Below are 24,318 nucleotides of genomic sequence, written 5' to 3'. Positions count from 1 at the left end.
TCAGCGCGCGATTGGTCGCGACGTTCCATGAAGTGTTATCCCCCGATAGCTCTCTGCCCCTGCCGGCAGCCGGTGGCACAGGACCCCGGGCATCACAACCATACCGCTATCCGCCAACAAGTGGACAAATTGTTTTCGGGCAGCCCCGGGTCACCCGTCGCCGGGTGGCGCCCCTAGTCCAGGACCAGGCCCTTGCCGCGTCCGCGCGTGAGGCGGACGGGTTTGATTTCGCCGAAACCGCGGACATTTTCCGGGTCCTGGGGAATCATGACGAACCGCTCGTCGTGCTCCAGGGCGGAGGCGGTCATCGAGTCCACCAGCACGGTCCCCGGGTCCGCGAGCGTGGTCAGCCTGGCTGCCAGGTTGACGGTGGGGCCGTAGATGTCACCGAGGCGGGAGAGGATCCTTCCCCAGACCATGGCCACCCGGGCTTCCGGGAGGATTTCGTCTGCGGTGAAGGCTTCGGCGAGCGCCAGGGAGATCTCGGCACCGGCGGCGGGTGTTTCGGCAATGTACAGGACTTCGTCGCCCACGGTCTTGACCAGCCGGCCGCCGCCCACCGAAATGATTTCAGCGCATTTGTTTTCGAACCGCTGGACCAGGCGGGCCAGGGTTTTTTCGTTCATCCGCCGGGACAGGCTGGTGTAGGACACCAGGTCGGCGAAACCAACCGCGCGTGCCAAGGGCAACGGCGCATCGTCTTCGTCGCCTTCCCGGCCTTCTTCGCTGGCCTGGAGGCCCGCCTCGGCGCGCACGGCGAGCCGCTGGACGCCTGCGTTGAGCTGGCGGCGCCATGAGTACACGAGCACTTCCTCAAGCGCATCCACGAGGGCGGGAAGTTCGTTGACCAGGCGCTTGCGGGCCACGGCGTCCGTGACGCCCTGCTCGTGGACCATGTCCTCCACCAGGGCCTCGATCTGCCAGACGACCATGCGATCCGTCATTTGGCCGATTGCCCGGGTGACTGAAATCGCCGCTTCCTCGGTGAGTTTGCCGGCGCGGACCAGGTCCACCACGGTGGACAGAGCCGCCTGGTCTCGTTCGGTGAAGGCAACGTCTTCGTCGCCAAAGTTCGGGAAGCCAAGGGCGCGCCAAAGTTTGCGGGCGGAGAGGAGGGAAAGACCGGCGCCGGCGGCCACTTCACGACGACGGAGCTTGCGTTCCCCGCCAAGGAGCCGTGCTTCCAGGGCCTTCATGGCGAGGCGCTCGGCGGACATGGCACCGGTGGGCGGGTGCCTGTCTGCGCCGGTGTCGGGAGCGGAGGTGCCGGGTGCGGAGGTGCCGGGCGCGGCCGCGTCGACGGCGGCAGAGGTGTCGGCGGCGGTGTCGATGGCGCCGATGCCGGGATCGATGCTGTTGACGCGTTCCTGCTGGTCCTCATCGGTCATCCCGTCCACCTTCTCTCATGTCCTCCGGAACAGCACCGGCGGGATAAAACGTCGCATCCGGCAGGGCATCGGCCTGGTCCGGCAGTTCCCCGATGGCGTCGAGGATAAAGTCGCGGAACCGGGCAACCTCGGGCACGTCCGGAAAGGTCACCACGCCCTGGTACCCGGTTTCCAAGGATATATTCCCGGAGCGCACCAACCGCTGAAGGAGCGATTCATGGACGGTCAGGTTACGCACGGATACCAGGTTCACTTGTTGGTCACGCCTGTTCAGCATGCCGTACCGGGCCACCATCCGCTGGCTGGTCAGGGTGTACCGGGTTCCCTGCCAGCGGAGGAGCCGCGGCAGGCAGTAGCCCAGCCACACGGCGGCGACAGCAAGGACGCAGCCGGCCACGAGCCATGATGTCGATTGCCGGTTCAGGACCGGCGCCACCCGGGCAGCGCCGCCGCGGATGATCCAGGCGCTGGCAAAGGCTGCCAGCGCGGGGGCGAGCACGAAGGCTGCGGCGGCACCGGCGAGCTTCCTGGGCTGCGGGCGGGTGGTGACGATGACTTGTTCCCCGGGAAGGAGGCTCTTACGCATAACCGCCTTGGCCGGAGTCTTCCGGTGCTGTCCACGGCCTCAGGTGCACCACGTCGCCGGCCGTCACCACATGCTCCCGCCCATCGCGGTCCACCACCAGCAGGGAGCCATAGTCATCCAGCCGGGAAGCGTGTCCAATGATCTCGTGGTCGCCGGGCAGCTGTGCACGAACCTGTTTGCCCAGCGTGACCATCACCGCCTCTATCCGCTTGTGCAGGGAAGGGCCGCCGGCCATCCCGGCCGTGGGGTCGCCGTCGGCGTTGCAGAAACTGCGGTACAAGGTGGCGAAGTGGGTGAGGTAGCTCTTGAGCAGGACGGTGCGGTCGGTGGTCCGGGCGCCTTCAAGTGCCACCGATGTTGCGGTGGGGACCGGGAGTTCGCGTTCGCGGAGGGTGACGTTCAGGCCGGTGCCCAGGACCACCGCGGGCACCTTGCCGTCAGCCATCGGACCAAGCTGGGCCAGGATGCCGGCGATCTTCCGGCCGCGCACCAGGACGTCGTTGGGCCATTTGAGCTCGGCCGGGATGCCGGCGGTATCCAGCAGCGTCTCGCGCAGTGCGAGGGCGGCGATGAGGGACAACCAGGAGTAGCTCTGGGTGGGGAGGGGCCGGCCTTCCGCATTTACGGGACGCAGCACCACGGAGACGGACACCGAGCTCAGCGGCGGTGCTTCCCAGCGCCTGTCCAGCCGGCCCCTGGCGGCTGTCTGGTATTCGGCCGTCAGGACTGAAAGGTCCGGCCAGGCCGAAGGGTCCACCGTGACGGCACGAAGAAGGTCAGCGTTGGTGGAGCCCGTCGAGTCCACGACGTCGATCCGGGAAATGCCTGTGGCGGAGAGGAAACGCTGGTCGGCCAGGTCCACTCGGTTCAGGGGGGTGCCCGGTACGTGCGTGTCATCCATACCTGAATCCTACCGAGCGAAGCTGGAGACTACCCATCACTACGGATTCCTCCCGGGACCGTCCACCACCCGCAACAACAGGGAGGTGGCCGGGCGGTCCGGATGGGACCCAACCGGCCCTAGAGGAAGATGTCCGGAACCAATTGGTCCTCGGCCGCACCGAGGCTGTAGGGCCGGAAATCAGTGACGCCGGCGCCCGCCAGGACCTGCTCGTCCGTGTAGAAATTGCCCGATTCCGCATCTCCTGCGGCAAGGTGGCTTCCGGTCAGGACGGCGTGGGCGGCATCGGCCATGATCTGCGGGCCCCGCGCGGCCAGCACCATCGTTGAGCCGTGGGGCATGTTGCGGATGGCGGCCGTATCGATCAGGGTGCACGGCCAGAGCGAGTTCACCCGGACGCCGTCGGCCTTCAATTCCTCGGCCAGGCCCAGCGTGGTCAGGCTCATCCCGTACTTGGCCATGGTGTAGGCGAGGTGCTTTCCCGCCCATGAGGGGTGGAGGTTCAGCGGCGGGGACAGCGTCAGGATGTGCCCGTGCGCCGAGGCCCGGAGGGCGGGGAGCGCCAGCTTGGAGAGCAGGAAGGTACCGCGGACGTTGATGTCCTGCATGAGGTCGTACTTTTTCATGTCGACGGCGTCCGTGGTGGACAGGTCGATGGCAGAGGCGTTGTTGATGACGACGTCGATGCCGCCGAAGCGCTCCGTGGCGGCAGCGACGGCTCCGGCCACGTCCTCGTCCCGGCGGACGTCGCCCACCAGGGGCAGCGCCTGGCCGCCGGCCTCCACCAGTTCTTCGGCGGCGGTAAAGACCGTGCCCGCCAGTTTGGGATGGGGCGTGCCGGTCTTGGCCAGGAGCACGATATTGGCGCCGTCCCGGGCCGCCCTCTTGGCGATGGCCAGGCCGATTCCGCGGCTTCCGCCGGAGATGAGGATGGTGCGTCCTGCCAGGGAACCGGCTGCCCGGTAGGGGCTCCGGGGTGCCTGCAAAGCCTCGTCGCTTGAAGTCATGGAAACACTGTAGCCCAACTAAGTTACTGGCGGGTAACATAACGGAGAGGGTGCTGGAACCGCAGAAAATTGTAGGTTCCCTACAGCTGCGGGCGCACAAACCGTCACTAGACTTGCCACCAGGGTCCTTCTTTTGTGTGGATGCTACTTAAAGCTCCTGCGAATGCGGACCGACTGCCAACAGAACTGACTTGCTACAGAGCCGGAGACACTTGATGAGCCACGATCTGACAACGACAGCGGGAAAGATCGCAGATTTCCGCGACCGCCAGGCGCGTGCCGCACAGCCCTCCGGCCCCGAGGCCATCGAAAAGCAGCATGCCCGCGGCAAGAACACGGCCCGCGAACGCATCGAGCTGCTGCTGGACGAGGACTCGTTTGTTGAATTCGATGCCCTCGCCGTGCACCGCTCCACGGCATTCGGCATGGAAAAGAAGAAACCGCTGGGCGACGGCCTGGTCTCTGGCTACGGCACCGTGGACGGCCGGCTGGTGGCCGTCTACAGCCAGGACTTCAGCGTCTACGGCGGCTCGCTGAGCCAGGTCAACGGCGAAAAGATCGTCAAGGTCCAGGAATTTGCCCTCCGCAACGGCTGCCCCGTGGTGGGGATCCTGGACGGCGGCGGCGCACGCATCCAGGAAGGCGTGGCATCCCTTGCCATGTTCGCGGACATCTTCCGCAACAACGTGCACGCCTCAGGCGTCGTGCCGCAGATCTCGCTCATCATGGGCCCCTCCGCCGGCGGTGCCGCCTACTCCCCCGCCCTCACCGACTATGTGGTGATGGTGGACAAGACGTCCCATATGTTCATCACCGGCCCGGACGTCATCAAGACCGTCACCGGGGAGGACGTGGACATGGAAACGCTGGGCGGTGCCCGGCAGCACAACGCCACCACAGGAACGTCCACCTACCTGGCCTCCGACGAAACCGACGCCATCGAGTTCGTGCGCGAACTGCTGGACTTCCTGCCCTCCAACAACCTGTCCGAGGCACCCGTGCTGGGACACCAGCAGGAGTTGGAGGTCGACGACGACGACCTCGCCCTGGATGCGCTGGTTCCGGATTCCGCCAACCAGCCCTACGACATGCGGGCCGTCGTCGAACAGATCGTGGACGACGGGCACTTCCTGGAGATGCAGGCCCTGTACGCCCCCAACGTGATGATCGGCTACGGCCGCGTCGAGGGCCACACGGTGGGCATCGTGGCCAACCAGCCGCTCCAGTTCGCCGGCACCCTGGACATCGCCGCCTCCGAAAAGGCGGCCCGGTTCGTGCGCCACTGCGACGCCTTCAACATTCCCATCATCACCCTGGTGGACGTTCCCGGCTTCCTTCCGGGCAAGGACCAGGAGTTCCAGGGGATCATCCGCCGCGGCGCCAAGCTCCTCTACGCCTACGCCGAGGCGACCGTCCCCAAGCTCACGGTGATTACGCGCAAGGCCTACGGCGGCGCCTACATCGTGATGGGCTCCAAGAAGCTCGGCGCCGACCTGAACCTTGCATGGCCCACCGCGCAAATCGGCGTCATGGGCGCCCAGGGTGCCGTCAACATCCTCTACCGCCGCGACCTTGCCGCCGTTGCGGAAAACGGCGGGGATGTCGAAGCGCGCCGCGCCGAGGTCATCCGCCAGTACGAGGAAGAACTCCTCAACCCCTACCAGGCGGCAGAGCTGGGCTACGTGGACGCCGTGATCGCCCCCTCCGACACCCGGGTCCAGATCATCAAGGGACTGCGGGCACTGCGCGACAAACGCGCCAGCCTCCCGGCCAAGAAGCATGGGAACATCCCGCTGTGACGCCCGACCAGATGCCGGTGGTTGAGCCTGCCGAAACCCCGACCGCGCCGCTGTTCTCTGTCGTCAAAGGACAACCGAACGCCGAGGAACTCGCCGCGCTGGCCGCCGTCGTCCTGACCCTCGGCGGCCCGGCGCCGGCCAAGCCTGCCGCACCCAGCGTGCGGCACTGGGTGCGCCGGCAGCAGTTGCGGCTCGCGCCGTCGCCCGGCCCCGGCGCGTGGAAGCGCAGCCACGGCTGACGCTCCCCAGCGCCTCCCTCACCTCGCTTCGCTCGGCCAGGGAAGCCGCGGCCGCGTGGGCCCGCCCTGTCCGCCCGGCCGGGTAGTCTCGGAATGTGACTACAGACACTGCACCCGCCGCGCGCCCGCATACCCGCATCGACGCCGTCGCCGATGACTACACCGACACCCTCATCAGGCTCAACCCGACCTTCGCCACGACTCTCGGCCTGCCGGGCCACGAGACGGAATACCAGGACTTCTCTCCTGCCGGCATCGCAGGTTTCGCCGAGGCCGCGCGAGACGCGCTGGCCGCACTGGAGGGCCTGCAGCCGGAAGACGACGTCGACGCCGTCACCCTGGACGCGATGCGGGAGCGGCTCGGGCTGCAACTGCTGATCCACGCCTCCGGCTGGGAGTATGCCGAGCTCAACAACATCGCCTCCCCCACCCAGGACATCCGGGCCATCTTCGACCTCATGCCCACCGCCACCGCGCAGGACTGGGAGCACATCGCGGGCCGCGCCGGCAACGTGCCGGCGGCCATCAGCGGCTACATCGAATCCCTCCGCGTCGCCAGGGACGCCGGCAAAGTCGCCGCCGCGAGGCAGGTCCGGATGGTCATTGAACAGGTCACCAAGTACGCCGCCGACGACGGATTCTTCGCCAAGCTGGCCGCCGGTGCAGCCACCGCCGGCGGCCCCCTGCCCGCGCCGCTCCAGGAAAAGCTCGACGCCGGAACCGGCGCGGCCCGGAGCGCCTACGTGGGGCTGGCAGAGTTCCTGCGCACCGAGCTGCTCCCGGCAGCACCCGAAAAGGACGCAGTGGGCAGGGCGCGGTACGCGCTGGCTTCGCGTGCATTCCTCGGCGCCGAAGTGGACCTGGAAGAAACCTACGCCTGGGGCGTCCAGGAACTGGAGCGCCTCATCGCCGAACAGGAGCGCGTCGCCGACAGCATCAAGCCCGGTGCCACCATCGCGGAGGCCAAGGAAATCCTCAACAACGATCCCGCCCGGCAGCTCAAGGGGACCGATGCCCTGCAGGCCTGGATGCAGGATCTTTCGGACAAGGCCATGGCCGGGCTCGCCGGCGTCCACTTCGACATCCCCGAGGCCATGAAGACCCTCGAATGCCGGATCGCCCCCACGGACGAGGGCGGCATCTACTACACCGGTCCGTCAGATGACTTCAGCCGGCCCGGCCGCATGTGGTGGTCCGTCCCGGCCGGCGAGGACACCTTCACCACCTGGGCCGAGACCACCACCGTCTACCACGAGGGCGTCCCCGGCCACCACCTCCAGGTTGCCACTGCCACCTACCGCCGCGAACTGCTCAACAAATGGCGGCGCAACGTCTGCTGGACCTCGGGCCACGGGGAAGGCTGGGCCCTCTACGCGGAGAAACTGATGCAGGAGCTGGGGTACCTCACCGATCCCGGCGACCACCTGGGAATGCTGGACATGCAGCGCATGCGGGCTGCCCGCGTCGTCTTCGATATCGGCGTCCACCTCGAACTGGACATGCCCGGGCGCTGGGGATCCGGCACCTGGACAGCAGAGTCGGGCTTCGGCTTCCTTAAGGAGAACCTCCCCATCAGTGAGGGCCAGCTCAACTTCGAGTTCACCCGCTACCTTGGCTGGCCCGGCCAGGCACCCTCCTACAAGGTGGGCCAGCGGCTTTGGGAACAAATCCGCGCCGAGCTCGAAGCCCGTCCCGGGTTCGACCTGAAGGAGTTCCACACCAAGGCCCTCAACATCGGCTCCGTAGGACTGGACACCCTCCGCCGGGCGCTCTTGTCTTGACCCTGAACTGCGCGGCCCCAAGGGGCCCATCCTCTGCGCGCTGCTCGTTCCTCGCTTTGACACGCGCTGCCGGATGGGCCGCTTGCTGGCTCCGCGGGAGACATTAAGCACACCCATCGTGGGAATAAGTAACAAATACCGCTGCCTGCCTTGTCTTCACGGGTGTTTCCAGCGCATAGCACAATTGTTGCCGCGTAATATTTCTCAATATTCTTTCGACGTGGTATGCGGTGCAGGTCTAGCTTGTTCTGGTGACCACTCAGACAAGCACCCCATCCTCCGCGGGGAAGACCGGATTCCAGTTGCCCAAGTGGGCTTCCTCCTTCGGCTTCCAGATCATCGCCGCCCTCATCGTGGGCTTGGGCCTCGGCCTGCTCGCCAAGTACACCGGCAGCACCAAGACCAACCCGAACGCCCTCGGCGCCACGCTGCAGACCATCGGCTCGAGCTACGTCTCGCTGCTGCAGACCGCCGTTGTTCCGCTGATCTTCACCGCCGTCGTCAGCTCCATCTCCAACCTGCGCCAGGTATCCAACGCGGCAAGGCTGGCATGGAACACGCTCCTGTGGTTCGCCATCACGTCCCTGATCGCCGTGCTGATCGGAATCGGCCTGGGCGTGCTGCTGCAGCCCGGCGCCAACACCGGCATCACAGAGGAAGCCAAATACACCGGCAAATCCGGTGACTGGTGGGCATTCCTCGTGGGCCTCTTCCCGAAGAACTTCCTTGGCCTCGGCGCCAGCTCCACGGTTGCCGACTCCGGCGCAGTCACCACGTCGGTCAGCTTCAATGTCCTCCAAATCCTGGTGATCGCGATCGCCGTGGGCGTTGCGGCCCTCAAGGTGGGCAAGGCCGCTGAACCCTTCCTGAACCTGAACGCTTCGGCCCTTGCCGTCATCCAGAAGGTGCTGTGGTGGATCATCCGCATCGCCCCGCTTGGCACCATCGGCCTGATCGGCAACGCCGTCGCAGTCTACGGCTGGGACACCATCGGTTCCCTGGGCAAATTCGCCGTCGCGATCTACGTGGGCCTGGCCCTGGTCCTGTTCGTGGTCTACCCCATCCTGGTCCGCAGCCACGGCCTGTCCATCAAGCAGTACTTCTCCGGTGTATGGCCGGCCGTGCAGCTGGCCTTCGTGTCCCGCTCCTCGGTGGGTACCCTGCCGCTGACCCAGCGCGTCACCGAACGCAGCCTGGGCGTCCCCCGGGCCTACGCTTCCTTCGCAGTGCCGCTGGGCGCCACCACCAAGATGGACGGCTGCGCCGCCATCTACCCGGCCGTTTCCGCGATCTTCGTGGCCCAGTTCTTCGGCATCCACCTGGACTTCAGCCAGTACGTGCTGATCGCACTGGTCTCCGTGCTGGGTTCCGCAGCGACCGCAGGCACCACCGGCGCCGTGGTGATGCTCACGCTGACGCTCTCCACGCTGGGACTCCCGCTGGCCGGCGTCGGACTCCTCCTCGCCATCGACCCCATCCTGGACATGGGCCGGACTGCGGTGAACGTGGCGGGCCAGGCGCTGGTTCCCACCATCGTGGCCAAGCGCCAGGGCATCCTCGACGAGTCGCTCTACAACGCCCCGCGCAACGGCACCCCGTTCGTGGACGACCACGAAACCGCAGCCGGTGAGCCCACCGACGGCACCACTGCCGACACGGCACCGCGCGAACTGCAGGACGCCAAGGCGTAAGGGCAGCCGCACTGCATGAAGTCCCCCGGGAAAACTTCCCGGGGGACTTCATGCCGTTAAGGGCTTCATGCTGTTAAGGGCTTCCTGCTGCCCGGGGCGTCCACCGGCCAAGGGAAACGCAGGCCCGCCCGACCGGAGGAATCAGTCAGCGCCCGCCGCCACCGATCACACCATTCTGGACCGCCTTGGTCACGGCATCGGCTTCAGCCTGCGTCAGCTTCCCGTCCGTCACAGCCTTGTCCAGGCGGGTCTTGAGCTCAGCAGCGTGCTCAGACTGCTCATCGCTGCGGATCTCCTGGAGGGCCGCCGTCACCTTCGCTTCGTCGATGCCCAGAGCGGCGGCCAGCGACTTGGCCAGCGCCGCTTCCCTGGCGGCCGGGTCCGGCTTCTGTCCCTCAGCAGGGGCAGTGGGCTTGTTGGCATCGCGGAAGGCCTTCAGCGCGTCCTGGACTTTGGTTTGGTCCACGCCGAGCTTCGCGGCCAGCGCAGCAGCCCGGTCCTCGCCGTGTCCGCCACGGCCACCATGCCGGCCCATGCCGTCGGGGGCCCCGCCATTACTTGAGTCAGCCGGGGCGCTTGAGCTAGCGCTGGGCGCGGGCGTCGTGGTGGTTGCGGAGGCCATGCCGGCCACCCCGATCCCGGAGCCGAGGACCAGCGCGGCCGCTGACAGGCCCAGGGTCATCTTCTTGGTACGTGACATCTTTCGTCTCCTGATTCGCCGTCCTGCGACGGCTGTAGGTTTATGCCTCTCTCACTGAGACACACCAAGCATCCACCGCGAGCTTCAGGAAAGGCTGTTGGGAACCTTTCGATCTCCTGTGAATGCACGTGAAAAATACTTGCATGTAGTGCAAAGTTGCACGTAGTGTAATCCTGTGCCAAACGCCTCCCCCCACGACCAGCAGGCACCCCCATCACGGCGGGAACTGAACAAGGCAGCCACCAGGCAGGCCATCACGGACGCCGCCCTGGAACTGCTGCGCGCAAAAGGTCCGGGAAACTTCACAGTGGAGGATATTGCCGACGCCGCCGGGATCTCGCGCCGCACCTTCTTCAACTACTTCAGCAGCACCGACGCCGCGCTGGCGTCCGTCGTGCACGGCTTCCTGGACACTGCCATCCAACAGTTCCGGCTCCGCCCGGCAGAGGAGCCCATGCTCGAATCGGCCCAGGCAGCCCTGTCGGCCCTGGCCGATCCCGAGGCCGTCGCTCCACTGGCGGAACTGTTTAGCCTGACCCAGCAAAGCCCCCTGATGGCCCACTCCGAACTGGAGGCATGGGACCACTGCCGGGCGCAGGTCTTCGCCGTCGCCCGCGAGCGCCTCGCCGGCACCCCGGGCGGGCAGGACGAACTCTATGTCCATGCCTTGGCCGGCTCCATCATCTCCTGCGGCAAAGCTGCCATGGAGGTCTGGTTCAGCCGGCGCGGCCCCGACCTCACGACAGGGTCCCTGACCGAGCTGCGCCAACTGTTAATTGATTCGATTGCCCTGCTGGGCTCAGGCTTCGCTCCCCCTGCTTCACCTTCCGCTGTCCGCTCCTCCTGATCAGATCGGTTCCCGCATGGCACTCCTCCTCTACCGCCTTGGCAAGTTCTCCTACCGCCGGCGCTGGCTTGTCATCTCCTTGTGGCTCGCCGTGCTGGTGGCCGTTGGCGGCTCGGCCGCAGCGTTCCACGGCACGCTGTCCAACAACTTCCAGATCCCGGGAACAGAGACCCAGCGGATCGCAGATAAGCTCAAGCAGGACCTGCCGTCGGCTTCCGGCGGCAGCGCCACGATCGTGTTCGAAGCCCCGCCCGGCGGCTTCACGGACCAGGGCCGCGCAGCCGTTACGGACGCGCTGAAGAAGCTCCAGGCCTTGCCCGAAGTCCGCGGCACGGTTGACCCGTTCGCCACCCAGGCCCAAGTGGACCAGGCGGCCAAGGCGATCACCGACGGTGAACAGCAGTTGGCCGCCGGGCAAGCGCAGCTGGACTCCTCGCGGGCCCAGCTGGAGGCAGGCAAGGCCCAGCTGGCCGCGGCCGAGCAGCAGCTCACGGCCGCCGGGGCACCGGCTGCGGCGATCGACGCGCAACTGGGCCAGCAGAAGGCGGCACTGGCGGCAGGCCAGGCCAAGCTCGACGCCGGAACCCGGGAACTCGAGGACAGCAAGGCCAAGCTGGAGCTCGGCAAACGCCAGGCGCAGGCGGCGTCCGCCATCCGCTTCGTCTCGGAAGACAACCAGGCCGCCGTCGCCCAGGTCCAGTTCAACACCTCCATCAACGGGCTCTCCCCGGCAGTCCGGAAACAGGTCCAGGACACCGCCCATGAAACGTCCTCAGCAGGCGTCACGGCCCTGGCCAGCAAGGAGATCACCGAGGACATCTCGGCGCTGTTCGGCACGGCGGAGATCGTGGGCATCGCCGTCGCCGCGCTGGTCCTGATCCTCATGCTGGGCACCCTGATCGCCGCCGGCCTGCCGCTGCTGATGGCCATCATGGGCGTCGGCGTGGGCGTCGGCATCACCTTCGCACTCTCCGGCCTGTTCGACATGAGCTCCATCTCCCCCATGCTGGCCCTCATGCTCGGCCTCGCCGTCGGCATCGACTACTCGCTGTTCATCGTCAACCGGCACCGGACCCAGCTCATCGCCGGCATGGGCGCAGAGGAATCGGTGGCCCGGGCCAACGGCACCTCGGGCAACGCAGTGGTCTTCGCCGGCCTCACCGTGATCATCGCCCTCGCCGCCCTGGTGGTCCCCGGGCTGCCGTTCCTCACCGTCATGGGCCTTGCCGCAGCAGGGACCGTAGCCGTGGCCGTGCTCGTGGCCATTACGCTGACCCCCGCCATGCTGTCCCTGATCGGCCGCCGCATCATCTCCCGGCGCGCCTGGGCCAAGGCGGAGGCGCACAACGCCGAGCCGGGCCACGAAGCCGCGGACCTCGCCACCGACCGCCAGCGCAGCACCCGCGGCTGGGGCGGACTCGTCACCCGGCACCCGTGGGTGGCCCTGGTGGCCGGCGTCCTGGTGCTCGGCACCCTGGCGCTGCCGGCCACGCAGCTGCAGCTGGCCCTGCCGGACGGCGGCTCCGAGCCCGTCGACTCGGAGGCATACCAGGCCTACGACCTGACGGCGCGCAGCTTCGGCGAGGGCGTGACAGGTCCGATCGTGGCGGTGGGCGAGTTCCCGGCGAACCTCGACGCGGCCCAGGCACAGAAGCTGCAGTACGACATCGCGGACAAGCTCCGCGCCGTTGACAACGTGGTGGCCGCCGTGCCGGTAGCCCTCAGCGATGACCGCCGGACCGCCGTGTTCCAGGTCATCCCCAAGGAAGGCCCCGCCAGCGCGAGCACCGTCAAAGTGGTCGCCGAACTGCGCGGACTCAACGGCGAAATCCAGTCGGACTACGGCGTGGCCATGGGCCTGACCGGGCAGACGGCCGGCAACGTGGATGTCTCCACCAAGCTCGGTGCCGCCCTGCCGCCGTACCTGGCGATCGTCGTCGGGCTTTCCCTGATCCTGCTGTTGCTGGTCTTCCGCTCCATCGTTGTCCCGCTGCTGGCCACCGGCGGCTTCCTGCTGTCCCTGTCCGCGGCCTTCGGCGCGGTGGTGGCGGTGTACCAGTGGGGCTGGCTGGGCAGCGTCTTCGACGTCGCCAACCCGGGAGCCGTGCTCAGCTTCCTGCCCATTATCCTGATCGGCGTGCTGTTCGGCCTGGCCATGGACTACCAGGTGTTCATCGCCTCCGGCATGCGCGAGGCATACATGCACGGATCGTCCGCCAAGGAAGCGGTCAGGGTGGGCTTCCGGCACGCGGCCGCCGTAGTCACCGCGGCCGCGATCATCATGGTCAGCGTGTTCTCCGGCTTCATCTTCAGCCACCTCACCATGGTCCGGCCGCTGGGCTTTGCCATGGCCTTCGGCGTACTGTTCGACGCCTTCGTGGTCCGCATGACCATCGTCCCGGCCGTGATGTACCTGCTGGGCGCCAGGTCCTGGTGGCTGCCGCGGTGGCTGGACAGGATCCTGCCGGACGTGGACGTGGAGGGCGCCAAGCTCAACAGGGGCCAGGCAGCACCCGCCTCCGGCGAGCTGGTCCACTAGGCTGAAGCCGTGCTCCATCTGATTCTCGCCTCCCAGTCCCCCGCCCGCACCAAGCTCCTGGCCGAGGCCGGCATCCGGCACACCGTGCTGGTCTCCGACGTCGACGAGGCCGCCGTGCAGGCGCGGTACGGCGTCACGGACCCGCACGACACCGCGCTGCTGCTGGCCCGCGCCAAGGCCGAGGCCGTGGCGGCGCTGCCGGAAGCGGACGGCGCCCTGGTGCTGGGCTGCGACTCGGTCTTTGAATTCGACGGCGAGGCGCACGGCAAGCCCTACACCGCCGACGTCGCCCGCGAGCGGATGCTCCGGATGAGCGGCAGCGCGGGAGTGCTGCACACGGGCCACTGGCTGGTGGACTGCAGGGACACGGACGACGACGGCCCGGGCGGCCGCGGTTCGGGCGCCACGCTCGGGGCGGTCGCCTCTGCCGAGGTCACCTTCATGGACATGGAGCCGGCGGAAATCGACGCCTACATCGCCACCGGCGAGCCGCTGCACTGCGCCGGTTCGTTCACCATCGACGGCCTGGGTGGGGCCTTCATCCGGAAGGTCGACGGCGACCCGCACGCCGTCGTCGGCCTGTCCGTCTCCACCCTCCGTGGCCTCCTGGCCGCCGCCAATGTGCGCATCACGGATCTCTGGCCCGCGCGGTAAGTCCTCCATTTTCGGGACGCCTTGTAGCTTCCCTACAAAGGAAGCCTGGTTTACACGCGGATTCCGCAAGTAATATCGGCGGAACCCTCAAAACCGCGCTAGGCTCCCTGAAGGAAAGAAGGAGACGCCTTGTCAGCAAATTTGGAGCAGTCCGCAGGTCCCACGCAGTCGACGACCCTCACCAAGGTGCTGATCGCCAACCGCGGGGAAATCGCCGTCCGCATCATCCGTGCGGCCCGGGACGAAGGCATCGCCTCCGTGGCCGTCTACGCCGACCCCGACCGGGACGCCCTGCACGTCAAACTCGCCGACGAGGCCTATGCCCTGGGTGGCACCACGGCCGCCGAGTCGTACCTGGTGATGGACAAGATCATTGACGCCGCCCGCCAGTCCGGCGCCGACGCCATCCACCCCGGCTACGGCTTCCTGGCCGAGAACGCCGACTTCGCCGCCAAGGTCATCGCCGCCGGCATCACCTGGATCGGCCCCTCCCCAGAGGCCATCTCCGCCCTGGGCGACAAGGTCCAGGCCCGCCACATCGCCGAGAAGGTCGGCGCCCCGCAGGTCCCCGGCACCGCCGACCCCGTGGAATCCGCCGAGGAAATCCTGGAATTCGTGGACAAATTCGGCCTGCCCGTGGCCATCAAGGCGGCTTTCGGCGGCGGTGGACGCGGCATCAAGGTGGCCCGCACCCGCGAGGAAATCCCCGAACTCTTCGAGTCCGCCGTCCGCGAAGCCACCGCCGCCTTCGGCCGCGGCGAGTGCTTCATCGAGCGCTTCCTGGACGCTCCCCGGCACGTGGAGACCCAATGCCTCGCCGACGCACACGGCAACGTTGTGGTGGTCTCGACCCGCGACTGCTCCCTGCAGCGCCGCAACCAGAAACTGGTCGAAGAGGCGCCCGCCCCGTTCCTCACCCCGGAACAGAACCAGCGGCTCTACGAATCCTCCAAGGCCATCCTGAAGGAAGCCGGTTACCTGGGCGCGGGGACCTGCGAGTTCCTGGTGGGCCAGGACGGCACCATTTCCTTCCTTGAGGTCAACACCCGCCTCCAGGTGGAGCACTGCGTCTCCGAGGAAGTCACCGGAATCGACCTGGTCCGCGAGCAGTTCCGGCTGGCCCGCGGCGAGGAACTCGGCTACGGCGACCCCGAGGTCCGCGGCCACTCCTTTGAATTCCGCATCACCGGCGAGGACCCGGGCCGCAACTTCCTGCCCTCCCCCGGCACCATCAGCGTCCTGAAGAACCCCACCGGGCCCGGCGTGCGGATCGACTCCGGCGTGGAGCAGGGCGATGTCATCAGCGGCAACTTCGACTCGATGCTCTCCAAGTTGATCGTTACCGGCGCCACCCGCACCCAGGCACTGCAGCGCTCACGGCGTGCCTTGGAGGAAATGGTGGTCGAGGGCATTCCCACCGTCATCCCGTTTGATCTCGCCGTGGTCAGCAACCCCGACTTCGCCCCCGCGGAGGGCCCGTTCAAGGTCCACACCCGCTGGATCGAGACCGCCTTCGTCAACGACATCCCCGCCTGGACACCCAGCGGCACCGCGGAAGAAGAGTCGGAGGCCGGCGAACGCCAGCGCGTCGTCGTCGAGGTGGGCGGCAAGCGCCTGGAAGTGGTGCTCCCCGCATCCCTCGGCGTCCCCGGCACCGCCGCAGCCGCCGGCAAGCCCGGCAAGTCCAAGAAGCGCTCACGGTCAGCAGGTCCCGCCGCGGCCACGGGCAATGCCCTCACTTCCCCCATGCAGGGAACCATCGTGAAGGTCGCCGTTTCGCACGGTGACGTGGTGTCCGAGGGCGACCTGGTGGTGGTCCTGGAGGCCATGAAGATGGAGCAGCCGCTGACGGCGCACCGTTCCGGCACCATCACGGGCCTGACGGCAACGGCGGGCGAAACGGTGTCCGCCGGCGCGATCATCGCCACGATCGAAGACTAGAAAGCGCTGCGCCGGACATGCTCGCACCAAGCTTCCAGGAAGAAGTGGACCGCTACCACCAGGCGGTTCCCGAAATCACCCGGGGCAACCCGGCCCCGATCAAGGACCTGTACTCCCGGCAGGACGATGTCACCCTGGCCAACCCATTCGGCGGCATCGCCCGCGGCTGGGCCCAGGTGGAGGCCCGCCTTGACCAGGCGGCCCGGCAGTTCCGCGACGGCGAAATGCTGGGCTTCGACACCGTCACCTCCTACACCGCCCGTGACACCGCCTACCTGGTGGAAACCGAGCACTTCCGGGCGCGGCTGGACGCCGCGTCCGCCACGGAGGAATTTGCCCTGCGCGTCACCAGCATCTTCCGCCGCGAGGAAGGCTACTGGAAGCTGGTGCACCGGCACGCGGACCCCGCCGCCCGGCCCCAGTCCCGGCGCTCCCTGACCCAGCCCGCCGCCTGACCTGCCGCCGCACCCGGTTCGCCGTCGGGACGGTCCGGGTGCTGGCAGGGCGCGCCGCCAGCAGGCAGACTTAGCAGATGCTGCCTTTCCTGCTTCTCGCATCCCGGGCCGAGGATGCCGCCGCCGACGACGAATATGCGGCCTACCTGCGCTACGGCGGACTGGAAGAGAGCGAACTTCACCGGGTCCGGCTGGAGGCCGCACCGCTGCCCGCACTGGACCTTTCGCGGTACTCCGGGGTGATCGTCGGCGGCAGCCCGTTCACCTCCAGCGATCCGCCCGGGAACAAGAGCGCGGTGCAGCACCGGGTGGAACGGGAACTTTCGGGCCTCCTGGACCAGCTCGTGTCGCTCGACTTTCCGTTGCTGGGTGCCTGCTACGGGGTGGGAACCCTGGGCACACACCAGGGCGCGGTGATCGACCGGACCTACGGCGAGCCGCTGGGCGCCGTAGAAATCGAGCTGACGGAGGCGGGAATGCAGGATCCCCTCCTCCACGGGCTGCCCCGGACCTTCACGGCCCTGACCGGCCATAAGGAAGCGGTCAGTTCCCTGCCACCGCACGCGGTGCTGCTGGCGCGCTCCGCCACCTGCCCGGTCCACATGTTCCGGGTCAAGACCAACCTCTACGCCACCCAGTTCCACCCCGAACTGGACGCGGAGGGGCTGGTGACCCGGATCGACATCTACCGGCACGCCGGGTACTTCCCGCCGGAATCCGCCGGGGAACTGATGGCGGCGGCACGCCGGTCCACCGTGACCGAGCCCATGACCGTCCTGAAGAACTTCGTGGCACGCTACGCCCGCTGAGCATGACAATGCCCGGCGGGCCGGATGGCCGCGCCGGGCATTGTGGCGTTGGAGAAATCAGGCCACGTTGTTCTCGTAGTCAAGGTCGCGGGTTTCGCGCGTGAGGAACAGCGCGATCAGTGTCAGCACGGCCATGGACGTCAGGTACAGGCCCACCAGGACGGGGCTGCCCTTGGCCGCTTCCCAGAGCGCGACGGCGATGAACGGCGCCACCGCTGCACCCAGGATGCTGGAGAAGTTGTAGCTGATGGCAGAGCCGGTGTAGCGGACGTTCGTGGGGAACAGTTCCGGCAGCAGCGCCCCCATGGGCCCGAAGGTCAGGCCCATCAGGGAGAAACCAAGGATCAGCAGGCCCATGGTGCCCACGAACCCGCCGCTGAACAGCGGGACGAACAGCAGGCCGAACACGAAGATGCCGGCGGTGACGGCCATCAGCATCTTGCGGCGGCCGTACTTCTCGGCGAGCGGGCCGGAGACCAGGGTGAAGATGCCGAAGAAGACGACGCCGGCGATCAGCATCCAGAGGAAGTCGTTGCGGGTGTAGCCCAGGCCGGGGACGAACGCGGCAGCGGCCGCCTCCGTCATGGGCTTTCCGGCCTTTTCGGCGGCCGCCTGCGCACCGGCCAGCGTGGGCTTGGTGCCGTAGGTGAGGGTGAACGTGGTCATCAGGTAGAAGAGCACGTAGGTGGCCAGCATGATGAAGGTGCCCAGGATCAGCTGGCGCCAGCTGGTCTTGAAGACGCGGCCCAGCGGAAGTTTCGCCACTTCGTTGGATTGCACCACCTTGGTAAAGGCGGGGGTCTCGATCAGCTTGAGCCGGACGTACAGGCCCAGGATGACCATGACGGCGCTGAGCAGGAACGGTACGCGCCAGCCCCAGGCCGCGAAGGCCTCCGGCGAGAGCGTGTAGCTGGCCACGAGGAAGATGACGTTGGCGATGATGAAGCCAATGGGGGCGCCCAGTTGCGGGAAGGTGCCGTAGATGGCGCGCTTGTTGGCGGGCGCGTTTTCCGTGGCCAGCAGGGCCGCGCCGCTCCATTCGCCGCCCAGGGCCAGGCCTTGGGCAAAGCGCATGATGACGAGCAGGGCCGGTGCCCAGAATTCCCAGCCCGGTACCAGGGCGGTGGGGAGGCAACCGATCAGGAAGGTCGCAATGCCCATGGTGAGCAACGACGCCACAAGGGTTCCCTTGCGGCCAAACTTGTCACCGAAGTGGCCGAACACGATGGAGCCAAGTGGACGTGCGACGAACGCCACGCCAAAGACGGCGAAGGAGCTCAGCAGCTGGGTGGTCTCGTTCTGGCCCGGGAAGAAGAGCTTCGGGAAGACGAGCACGGCGGCAGTGGCGTAGACGTAGAAGTCGTAGAACTCCACGGTGGTGCCGATCAGGCTCGCCACGATGACGCGGCCGCGGGAGTTCACCGGCTGGTGCGAACCGGGCACCGTGGTGGTATCGGGGGATGACATAGGTAAGCGCTTTCGTGAGACCGGCCGGGCACAGGCGGGGCCGCCTCCCGGCTCGAATAATTAGAGTTCGATCTTACTTCGCTGCGTCCAGTCAATGGACGAATCGTCCATCATGCGGACACGTGTTGTGCGTCTCACCATGCGGGCCTCCACACCGGGCCTCACGCCGACGTACAGGCCCGGATAGGCAAAAGTCACAGCGCGTTAACAAACATCGTCCGTCCGCGAAACGAGCCGTCCCTACCTTGGAGGAACAACATCCCCTGAAGGAGGTAACCCGTGACTGTTGACCGCACCGTTGATGCCGGCGCCGGAAATACCCTTGACCTCGAAGAGGCCACTGGACCGGCAGCCGTTGCCGCATCCGCCAGCGCACAGCCCGGCCGTACCCGCACCACAGACGCCCCTGCCCTTGAATTCCGCCCCGGCCGCTGGATCGCCAACTGGGATGCCGAGAACAAGGAGCAGTGGGAAACCGCCGGCCGCGCCATCGCCCGCCGCAACCTGAACTGGTCCATCTTCGCCGAGTTCCTCGGCTTCGTGGTGTGGCAGCTGTGGTCCATCGTGGTGGTCCAGCTTCCCGCCGCCGGCTTCACCTTCTCCACCTCGGAGATCTTCTGGCTCATCTCGATGCCCAGCCTCGTGGGCGCCACCCTCCGCATTCCCTACACGTTCATGGTCCCCCGCTTCGGCGGACGGAACTGGACCATCGTCTCCGCACTGCTGCTCCTGATCCCCTCCACCGGACTGGCGCTGTGTGTCTCCAACCCGGACACGCCGTTCGGCGTCATGCTCCTGGTGGCTGCCCTCGCCGGCTTCGGCGGCGGCAACTTCGCCAGCTCCATGGCCAACATCACGTTCTTCTACCCGGCGAGGGAAAAGGGCTGGGCGCTGGGCCTGAACGCCGCCGGCGGAAACCTGGGCGCCGCCGTCGCACAGCTTGCCGTCCCGATCGTCATCACCCTCCTCGCAGCCGGCACCGTCAACCTGCCTATGGCCGGGTGGATGTGGGTCCCGTTCATCCTGCTGGCAGCATTCGGCGCCTTCAAGTACATGAACAACCTCACCAGCGCCAAGGGCGACGTGGCCGGCTCGGTCGCGGCGCTGAAGGAACCGCACCTGTGGATCATGGCCCTGCTGTACATCGGCACCTTTGGCTCCTTCATCGGCTTCGCCGGCGTGTTCCCCAAGCTCATCAAGGACTACTTCCCCGCGTTCTCCTCCATCGGAGTGGGGACCGTGGCCCTGTCCCTGGCCTTCCTGGGCCCCCTGGTGGGTTCGCTGGCCCGCCCGTACGGCGGACGCATGGCGGACCGGATGGGCGGCGCCCGGATGACCGTTGCCGCCTTCGCCTCCATGGCCGTGATCACGCTGACCATGGTTTGGACCCTCCCGCTGAAGAACTTCCTGCTCTTCCTGGTCCTTTTCCTGATGCTGTTCACCGCCAGCGGCTTCGGCAACGGCGCCACCTACCGGATGATCCCGGTCATCTTCGCCACCTCCAGCCGGGCTGCCCGCAACGGTGCCAACCCGGTGGCCACCCAGCGCCTGGCGTCCTCGGCCCTCGGACTGATCTCCGCGATCGGAGCCTACGGGGGCTTCGTGATCCCCCAGGTGCTGAATGCCTCCAGCACCGCCAGCGGCTCCTACACTCCGGCCTTCTACGGATTCGTCGGCGCGTATGTCCTCATGCTGGTGGTCTGCTGGACCTGCTACATCCGCAACGCCGGCCGGAACGCGATGGGGCACGTCTAACATGACCAAAAGCGCCGACACGCACTGCCCCTACTGCGCCCTGCAGTGCGCCATGACGCTCACGTCCCCCGCGGACCTGGCCCCGGCTGAACAGCCGGGGCCAGGCCCCGTGCCTGCCCTGAACCCCGCGGCAGCCCTGGAAGTTGCCGGCCGGGACTTCCCCACCAACCGCGGCGGACTCTGCCGCAAGGGGTGGACCTCCCCCACGCTCCTGAACCACGCGGGCAGGATCACCGAGCCGCTCCTGAAGGGTCCCGACGGCGTCCACCGGCCGATCGGCTGGGACCAGGCCCTGGACCTGGCCGCCTCGGCAGTCCGGGATGCCCGCGCCCGCCACGGGGCCGACTCCATAGGTGTTTTCGGGGGCGGCGGACTCACCAACGAGAAGGCCTACCAGCTGGGCAAGTTCGCCCGGCTGGCACTGGGGACCTCCCGGATCGACTACAACGGCAGGTTCTGCATGTCCTCGGCAGCGGCCGCCGGCATGCGCGCCTTCGGCGTGGACCGCGGCCTGCCCTTCCCGCTCGAGGCCCTGGATGCCGCCGGCACCATCCTCATGCTGGGTTCGAACGTCGCCGAGACCATGCCGCCTTTCGTCCAGCACCTGCAGGGTGCCCGCAATGCCGGCGGACTGATCGTGGTGGATCCGCGCCGCTCCGCCACGGCAGCCTTCACAGCCGACGGCGGCGGCATCCATCTCCAGCCACTGCCGGGCACTGACCTGGCCCTGCTGCTCGGGCTCTCGCACGTGGTCATCCACGAAGGCCTGGCGGACACCGGCTACCTGCAGGAGCGCACCACGGGCTACGACGCCGTAGCCCGCAGCGTCAACGCCTTCTGGCCCGAGCGCGTGCAATCCCTCACCGGCGTGCCCGCGGACCTGATCCGGGAAACCGCCCGCAGGCTGGCCGCCGGAGCACAGGCAGGCGGCAGCTACATCCTGACCGGCCGCGGCGTGGAACAGCACGTGGACGGCACCGACACCGCCACCGCCGCCATCAACCTCAGCCTCCTGCTCGGCCTGCCGGGCTCGGCCCGCAGCGGCTACGGAACGCTCACCGGGCAGGGCAACGGCCAGGGCGGCCGCGAGCACGGCCAGAAGGCGGACCAGCTCCCCGGCTACCGCAAGATCACCGACCCCGCCGCCCGGGCCCACGTCGCCGCTGTCTGGGGCGTCCCCGAAGCGTTGATCCCCGGGCCCGGCCTGCCCGCCGTCCAGTTGCTGAAGTCGCTGGGACAGCCCGACGGCGTCTGGTGCCTTTTCGTGCACGCCTCCAACATCGCCGTGGCCGCCCCCGACGCCAACGCCGTCATCAAGGGTCTGCGCAGCCTGGACTTCCTGGTGGTGTGCGACTTCTTCATGTCGGAGACCGCCGCGGAGGCCGACCTCATCCTTCCGGTCCTCCAGTGGGCCGAGGAGGAAGGCACCCTGACCAACCTGGAAGGTCGCGTCCTGCGCCGGCGCCGCGCCATCTCCCCGCCTGCCGGTGCCCGCAGCGAACTGTGGATCATGGCCCGGCTGGCTGAGCGGCTGGACGCCCCCTCCACCTACAGCGAGGACCCCGAGACGGTCTTCGAGGAACTGCGGCTTGCCTCCGCGGGCGGGCTTGCCGACTACTCGGGCATCGACTACGCCATGCTGGACCGGGGCGAAGCCGCCTACTGGCCCTACCCTGCCGGCAGCACCGGCACGCCGCGGCTCTTCCGGGACGGCTTCGCGCACCCCGGCGGCAAGGCGGTCATGGTCCCGGTGGTTCCACGCCGCCGTCGCCCCTCCACTGCGGGCCCCGGCGCAAACGCGGCGGCCGGCGCCAAGGAAATGACCCTCATCACCGGGCGCCTCCTGGAGCACTACCAGTCCGGCGCGCAGACCCGGCGGGTCCAGGAACTTCTCGCCGCCCAGCCGGAAGCGAAGGCCCAGATCCACCCTGCGGCCGGCGAGGCACTCGGCATCACCGCCGGCTCCCTGGTCTCCGTGGCCAACGCACGCGGCGAGGTGGTGTGCCGGGCGGAACTCACCAGCGCCATCCGGCCCGAAACGGTCTTCCTCCCCTTCCACTTCCCGGGATCAGAAAGCGCCAACCGGCTGACCGAAGCCGCCACCGACCCCATCTCCGGGATGCCTGAATTCAAGTTCAACACCGTGTGGGTCCGGCCCGTGGCCGCCCTCGATTCCGCCCTTATGCTGCAAAAGACGGAGGCCTCATGAGCGAGCAGATTGTGATCGTGGGATTCGGCCCCGTGGCCGCCAGGCTGGTGGACGAGCTCCTGCCCGCCGTCCGCGGCGGGCACGCCCGGCTCACAGTGGTGGGTGAGGAGTCCGAGGCCGCCTACAACCGCGTCCTGGTGGCGGACCTCGGCGTCGGCCGCACCACCGCCGGCGCCCTGGCCCTCGCCGACGCCGCCGACCTGGCAGCCGAGGGAGTGGACGTCCGCCTGGGCGTGCGGGTCAAGCGGGTGGACCGGGCGCGGCAGCAGGTCCTGCTTTCCGACGGAACCGCCGTGCACTACGACAGGCTGGTATTTGCCACCGGATCACGGCCCGTCATCCCCAACCTCACCGGAATCAACCCCGATCCCGCCTCCCCCGTGCTTCCCGCCGGGGTCACGGCCTTGCGCGACCTCCGCGACGCGGACGTGCTCCGCCAGGCGGTGGACGGCGGCAAACGGGTGGTGGTCCTGGGCGGCGGCGTCCTCGGGCTGGAGACGGCACTCGCGGCCGCGGAAGAAGGGGCTACGGTCACCGTGGTCCACAACGGGCCGCACCCCCTGGGCCGCAACATCGACCGCGGCGGCGGCGCCGTCCTGGCCGCCGGACTGCGCCGGTGCGGCGTGAGGGTGGCAGGCAACGCCCGCTCCACCGGCGTTGAGCACAACGCGCCCGACGGCGGCTTCTCGGCGTTGCTGCTCGACGACGGGTCCGCGATCGACGGCGACCTCCTGGTCATCTCGTGCGGGGTCCGTCCCCGAACCGAACTGGCCGAAGGCTGCGGACTGTCCACCGGCACCGGGATCCTGGTGGACCACCGGCTGCGGGCGCACCACGAACCGCACATCTTCGCCATCGGCGACTGCGCAGAGGTTCGCTGCCCGGATCCGGGCTGCGCCGCATGCAGGAACGCCATGGGCCCGTCCGGGCTGGTAGGCCCCGGCTGGCGCCAAGCCGAATGGTTGGGCGGCTACCTCACCCTGCTGGCCGAAGGGGCCGTTGCCGAGGCGGACCTGCTGCCGGCCCTGCCGCCGGAACAACCCGCCGTCGTGGTGTTGAAGGCCCGCGGCCTGAACATGGCGGTGGCCGGGAACAACGGCGCCGACCCCTGGGACGAAGAAGCGCTCACCGCAGGTGCCGTCAACGGCAGGCCGCGCTTGCAAATCGCCCAGTGGGCCGATCCGGAGCACGGCCGCTACGTCAAGATGACCACCCGCGGCGGCGTCCTGGAGGGCCTGGTGTCAGTGGGAATGCCGCGGACCGCGGCCGAACTGGTGGGCCTTTTTGAACGCGGCGCCGAACTGCCCGCCGACCGTTCCCTGCTCCTGCGCCTGGACGGGCCGGACCTGGTCCCCGGCGCCGCCGACCCCGCAGGCACCGTCTGCCGGTGCGCCGGTGTCAGCGGAGCGGCGATCCAGGGCGCTGTGGAGGGCGGCTGCTCAACGGTGGCGGACGTGTCCAAGGCCACCCGGGCAGGCACCGGCTGCGGCGGCTGCCACGAGGACATCAAGGGGCTTATCGAGAAGCACTTCTCCCCGGCCCTCCCCTAA

At 68.0% G+C, this 24,318-nt stretch carries 19 protein-coding genes; 13 read left to right on the top strand and 6 right to left on the bottom strand.

The genetic code is table 11. The features are described from left to right. Positions 1-173: 173 nt before the first annotated feature. From AC4EEV_RS17710 to AC4EEV_RS17695, 4 genes are all read right to left on the bottom strand, one after another. A complete protein-coding gene (locus tag AC4EEV_RS17710; protein ID WP_491329606.1) occupies positions 174-1,388 on the bottom strand; it encodes an adenylate/guanylate cyclase domain-containing protein in 1,215 nt (404 codons plus the stop codon). Then, positions 1,378-1,974: a PH domain-containing protein gene (locus AC4EEV_RS17705; RefSeq protein WP_491329605.1), complete on the bottom strand. Its 597-nt coding sequence runs from the start codon at positions 1,972-1,974 to the stop codon at positions 1,378-1,380. Before AC4EEV_RS17705 ends, AC4EEV_RS17710 begins: the two co-directional genes overlap by 11 nt. Further along, entirely contained in the window at positions 1,967-2,875 is a 909-nt protein-coding gene (locus tag AC4EEV_RS17700) for a biotin--[acetyl-CoA-carboxylase] ligase (RefSeq protein WP_018762996.1), read from the bottom strand. The genes AC4EEV_RS17705 and AC4EEV_RS17700 overlap by 8 nt, the downstream gene beginning before the upstream one ends. Before the next feature lie 119 nt (positions 2,876-2,994). Then, the gene (locus AC4EEV_RS17695; protein WP_026264931.1) at positions 2,995-3,882 is read right to left on the bottom strand and encodes an SDR family oxidoreductase; all 888 of its coding nucleotides are present in this window, start codon (positions 3,880-3,882) and stop codon (positions 2,995-2,997) included. 215 nt (positions 3,883-4,097) lie between these two features. Between AC4EEV_RS17695 and AC4EEV_RS17690 the strand changes: the two genes are divergently transcribed. The 4 genes from AC4EEV_RS17690 (at position 4,098) to AC4EEV_RS17675 (ending at position 9,392) form a co-directional block, all read left to right on the top strand. Next, a complete protein-coding gene (locus AC4EEV_RS17690; RefSeq protein ID WP_018762994.1) occupies positions 4,098-5,681 on the top strand; it encodes an acyl-CoA carboxylase subunit beta in 1,584 nt (527 codons plus the stop codon). An 11-nt stretch (positions 5,682-5,692) separates the two neighbouring features. Next, positions 5,693-5,920: an acyl-CoA carboxylase epsilon subunit gene (locus AC4EEV_RS17685; RefSeq protein ID WP_043424302.1), complete on the top strand. Its 228-nt coding sequence runs from the start codon at positions 5,693-5,695 to the stop codon at positions 5,918-5,920. A 95-nt stretch (positions 5,921-6,015) separates the two neighbouring features. Further along, complete coding sequence (locus AC4EEV_RS17680) at positions 6,016-7,701, top strand: DUF885 domain-containing protein (protein WP_491329604.1); 1,686 nt, start codon at positions 6,016-6,018, stop codon at positions 7,699-7,701. A gap of 251 nt (positions 7,702-7,952) precedes the next feature. Then, on the top strand, positions 7,953-9,392 hold the full coding sequence (locus AC4EEV_RS17675) for a dicarboxylate/amino acid:cation symporter (protein ID WP_026264930.1): 1,440 nt from the start codon (positions 7,953-7,955) through the stop codon (positions 9,390-9,392). A gap of 145 nt (positions 9,393-9,537) precedes the next feature. On the opposite strand, the gene AC4EEV_RS17670 is transcribed toward AC4EEV_RS17675, so the two are convergent. After that, positions 9,538-10,092 (bottom strand): hypothetical protein, encoded by a 555-nt coding sequence (locus AC4EEV_RS17670; protein ID WP_491329603.1) that lies wholly within the window; start codon positions 10,090-10,092, stop codon positions 9,538-9,540. Between the two features lie 175 nt (positions 10,093-10,267). Between AC4EEV_RS17670 and AC4EEV_RS17665 the strand changes: the two genes are divergently transcribed. From AC4EEV_RS17665 to AC4EEV_RS17640, 6 genes are all read left to right on the top strand, one after another. Then, positions 10,268-10,939, top strand: a complete 672-nt coding sequence (locus tag AC4EEV_RS17665) for a TetR/AcrR family transcriptional regulator (protein ID WP_491329602.1) — start codon at positions 10,268-10,270, stop codon at positions 10,937-10,939. Positions 10,940-10,955: 16 nt separating this feature from the next. Next, the gene (locus tag AC4EEV_RS17660) at positions 10,956-13,478 is read left to right on the top strand and encodes an MMPL family transporter (RefSeq protein ID WP_491329601.1); all 2,523 of its coding nucleotides are present in this window, start codon (positions 10,956-10,958) and stop codon (positions 13,476-13,478) included. Between the two features lie 9 nt (positions 13,479-13,487). After that, positions 13,488-14,132 (top strand): Maf family protein, encoded by a 645-nt coding sequence (locus tag AC4EEV_RS17655; RefSeq protein ID WP_491329600.1) that lies wholly within the window; start codon positions 13,488-13,490, stop codon positions 14,130-14,132. A gap of 129 nt (positions 14,133-14,261) precedes the next feature. After that, positions 14,262-16,073 carry an acetyl/propionyl/methylcrotonyl-CoA carboxylase subunit alpha gene (locus AC4EEV_RS17650; RefSeq protein ID WP_491329599.1) on the top strand — a complete coding sequence of 604 codons (1,812 nt, stop codon included), beginning with the start codon at positions 14,262-14,264 and terminating at the stop codon, positions 16,071-16,073. Between the two features lie 17 nt (positions 16,074-16,090). Further along, positions 16,091-16,528: a YybH family protein gene (locus tag AC4EEV_RS17645; RefSeq protein ID WP_018762985.1), complete on the top strand. Its 438-nt coding sequence runs from the start codon at positions 16,091-16,093 to the stop codon at positions 16,526-16,528. 77 nt (positions 16,529-16,605) lie between these two features. Then, complete coding sequence (locus AC4EEV_RS17640; RefSeq protein WP_491329598.1) at positions 16,606-17,337, top strand: glutamine amidotransferase; 732 nt, start codon at positions 16,606-16,608, stop codon at positions 17,335-17,337. A gap of 57 nt (positions 17,338-17,394) precedes the next feature. Here AC4EEV_RS17640 and AC4EEV_RS17635 read toward each other — a convergent pair whose 3' ends face one another. Next, positions 17,395-18,804, bottom strand: coding sequence for an MFS transporter (locus tag AC4EEV_RS17635; RefSeq protein WP_018762983.1), 1,410 nt, complete (start codon positions 18,802-18,804; stop codon positions 17,395-17,397). A 279-nt stretch (positions 18,805-19,083) separates the two neighbouring features. Between AC4EEV_RS17635 and AC4EEV_RS17630 the strand changes: the two genes are divergently transcribed. The 3 genes from AC4EEV_RS17630 to AC4EEV_RS17620 are packed head-to-tail and all read left to right on the top strand — an operon-like array spanning position 19,084 to position 24,318. Further along, the gene (locus AC4EEV_RS17630) at positions 19,084-20,559 is read left to right on the top strand and encodes an MFS transporter (protein WP_018762982.1); all 1,476 of its coding nucleotides are present in this window, start codon (positions 19,084-19,086) and stop codon (positions 20,557-20,559) included. A 1-nt stretch (position 20,560) separates the two neighbouring features. Then, positions 20,561-22,768 carry a molybdopterin oxidoreductase family protein gene (locus AC4EEV_RS17625; RefSeq protein WP_491329597.1) on the top strand — a complete coding sequence of 736 codons (2,208 nt, stop codon included), beginning with the start codon at positions 20,561-20,563 and terminating at the stop codon, positions 22,766-22,768. After that, a complete protein-coding gene (locus AC4EEV_RS17620; RefSeq protein ID WP_491329596.1) occupies positions 22,765-24,318 on the top strand; it encodes an FAD-dependent oxidoreductase in 1,554 nt (517 codons plus the stop codon). Before AC4EEV_RS17625 ends, AC4EEV_RS17620 begins: the two co-directional genes overlap by 4 nt.

It is taken from the genome of Pseudarthrobacter sp. MOO14 (assembly GCF_058267675.1).
This window is presented reverse-complemented; position numbering and strand designations above follow the sequence as displayed.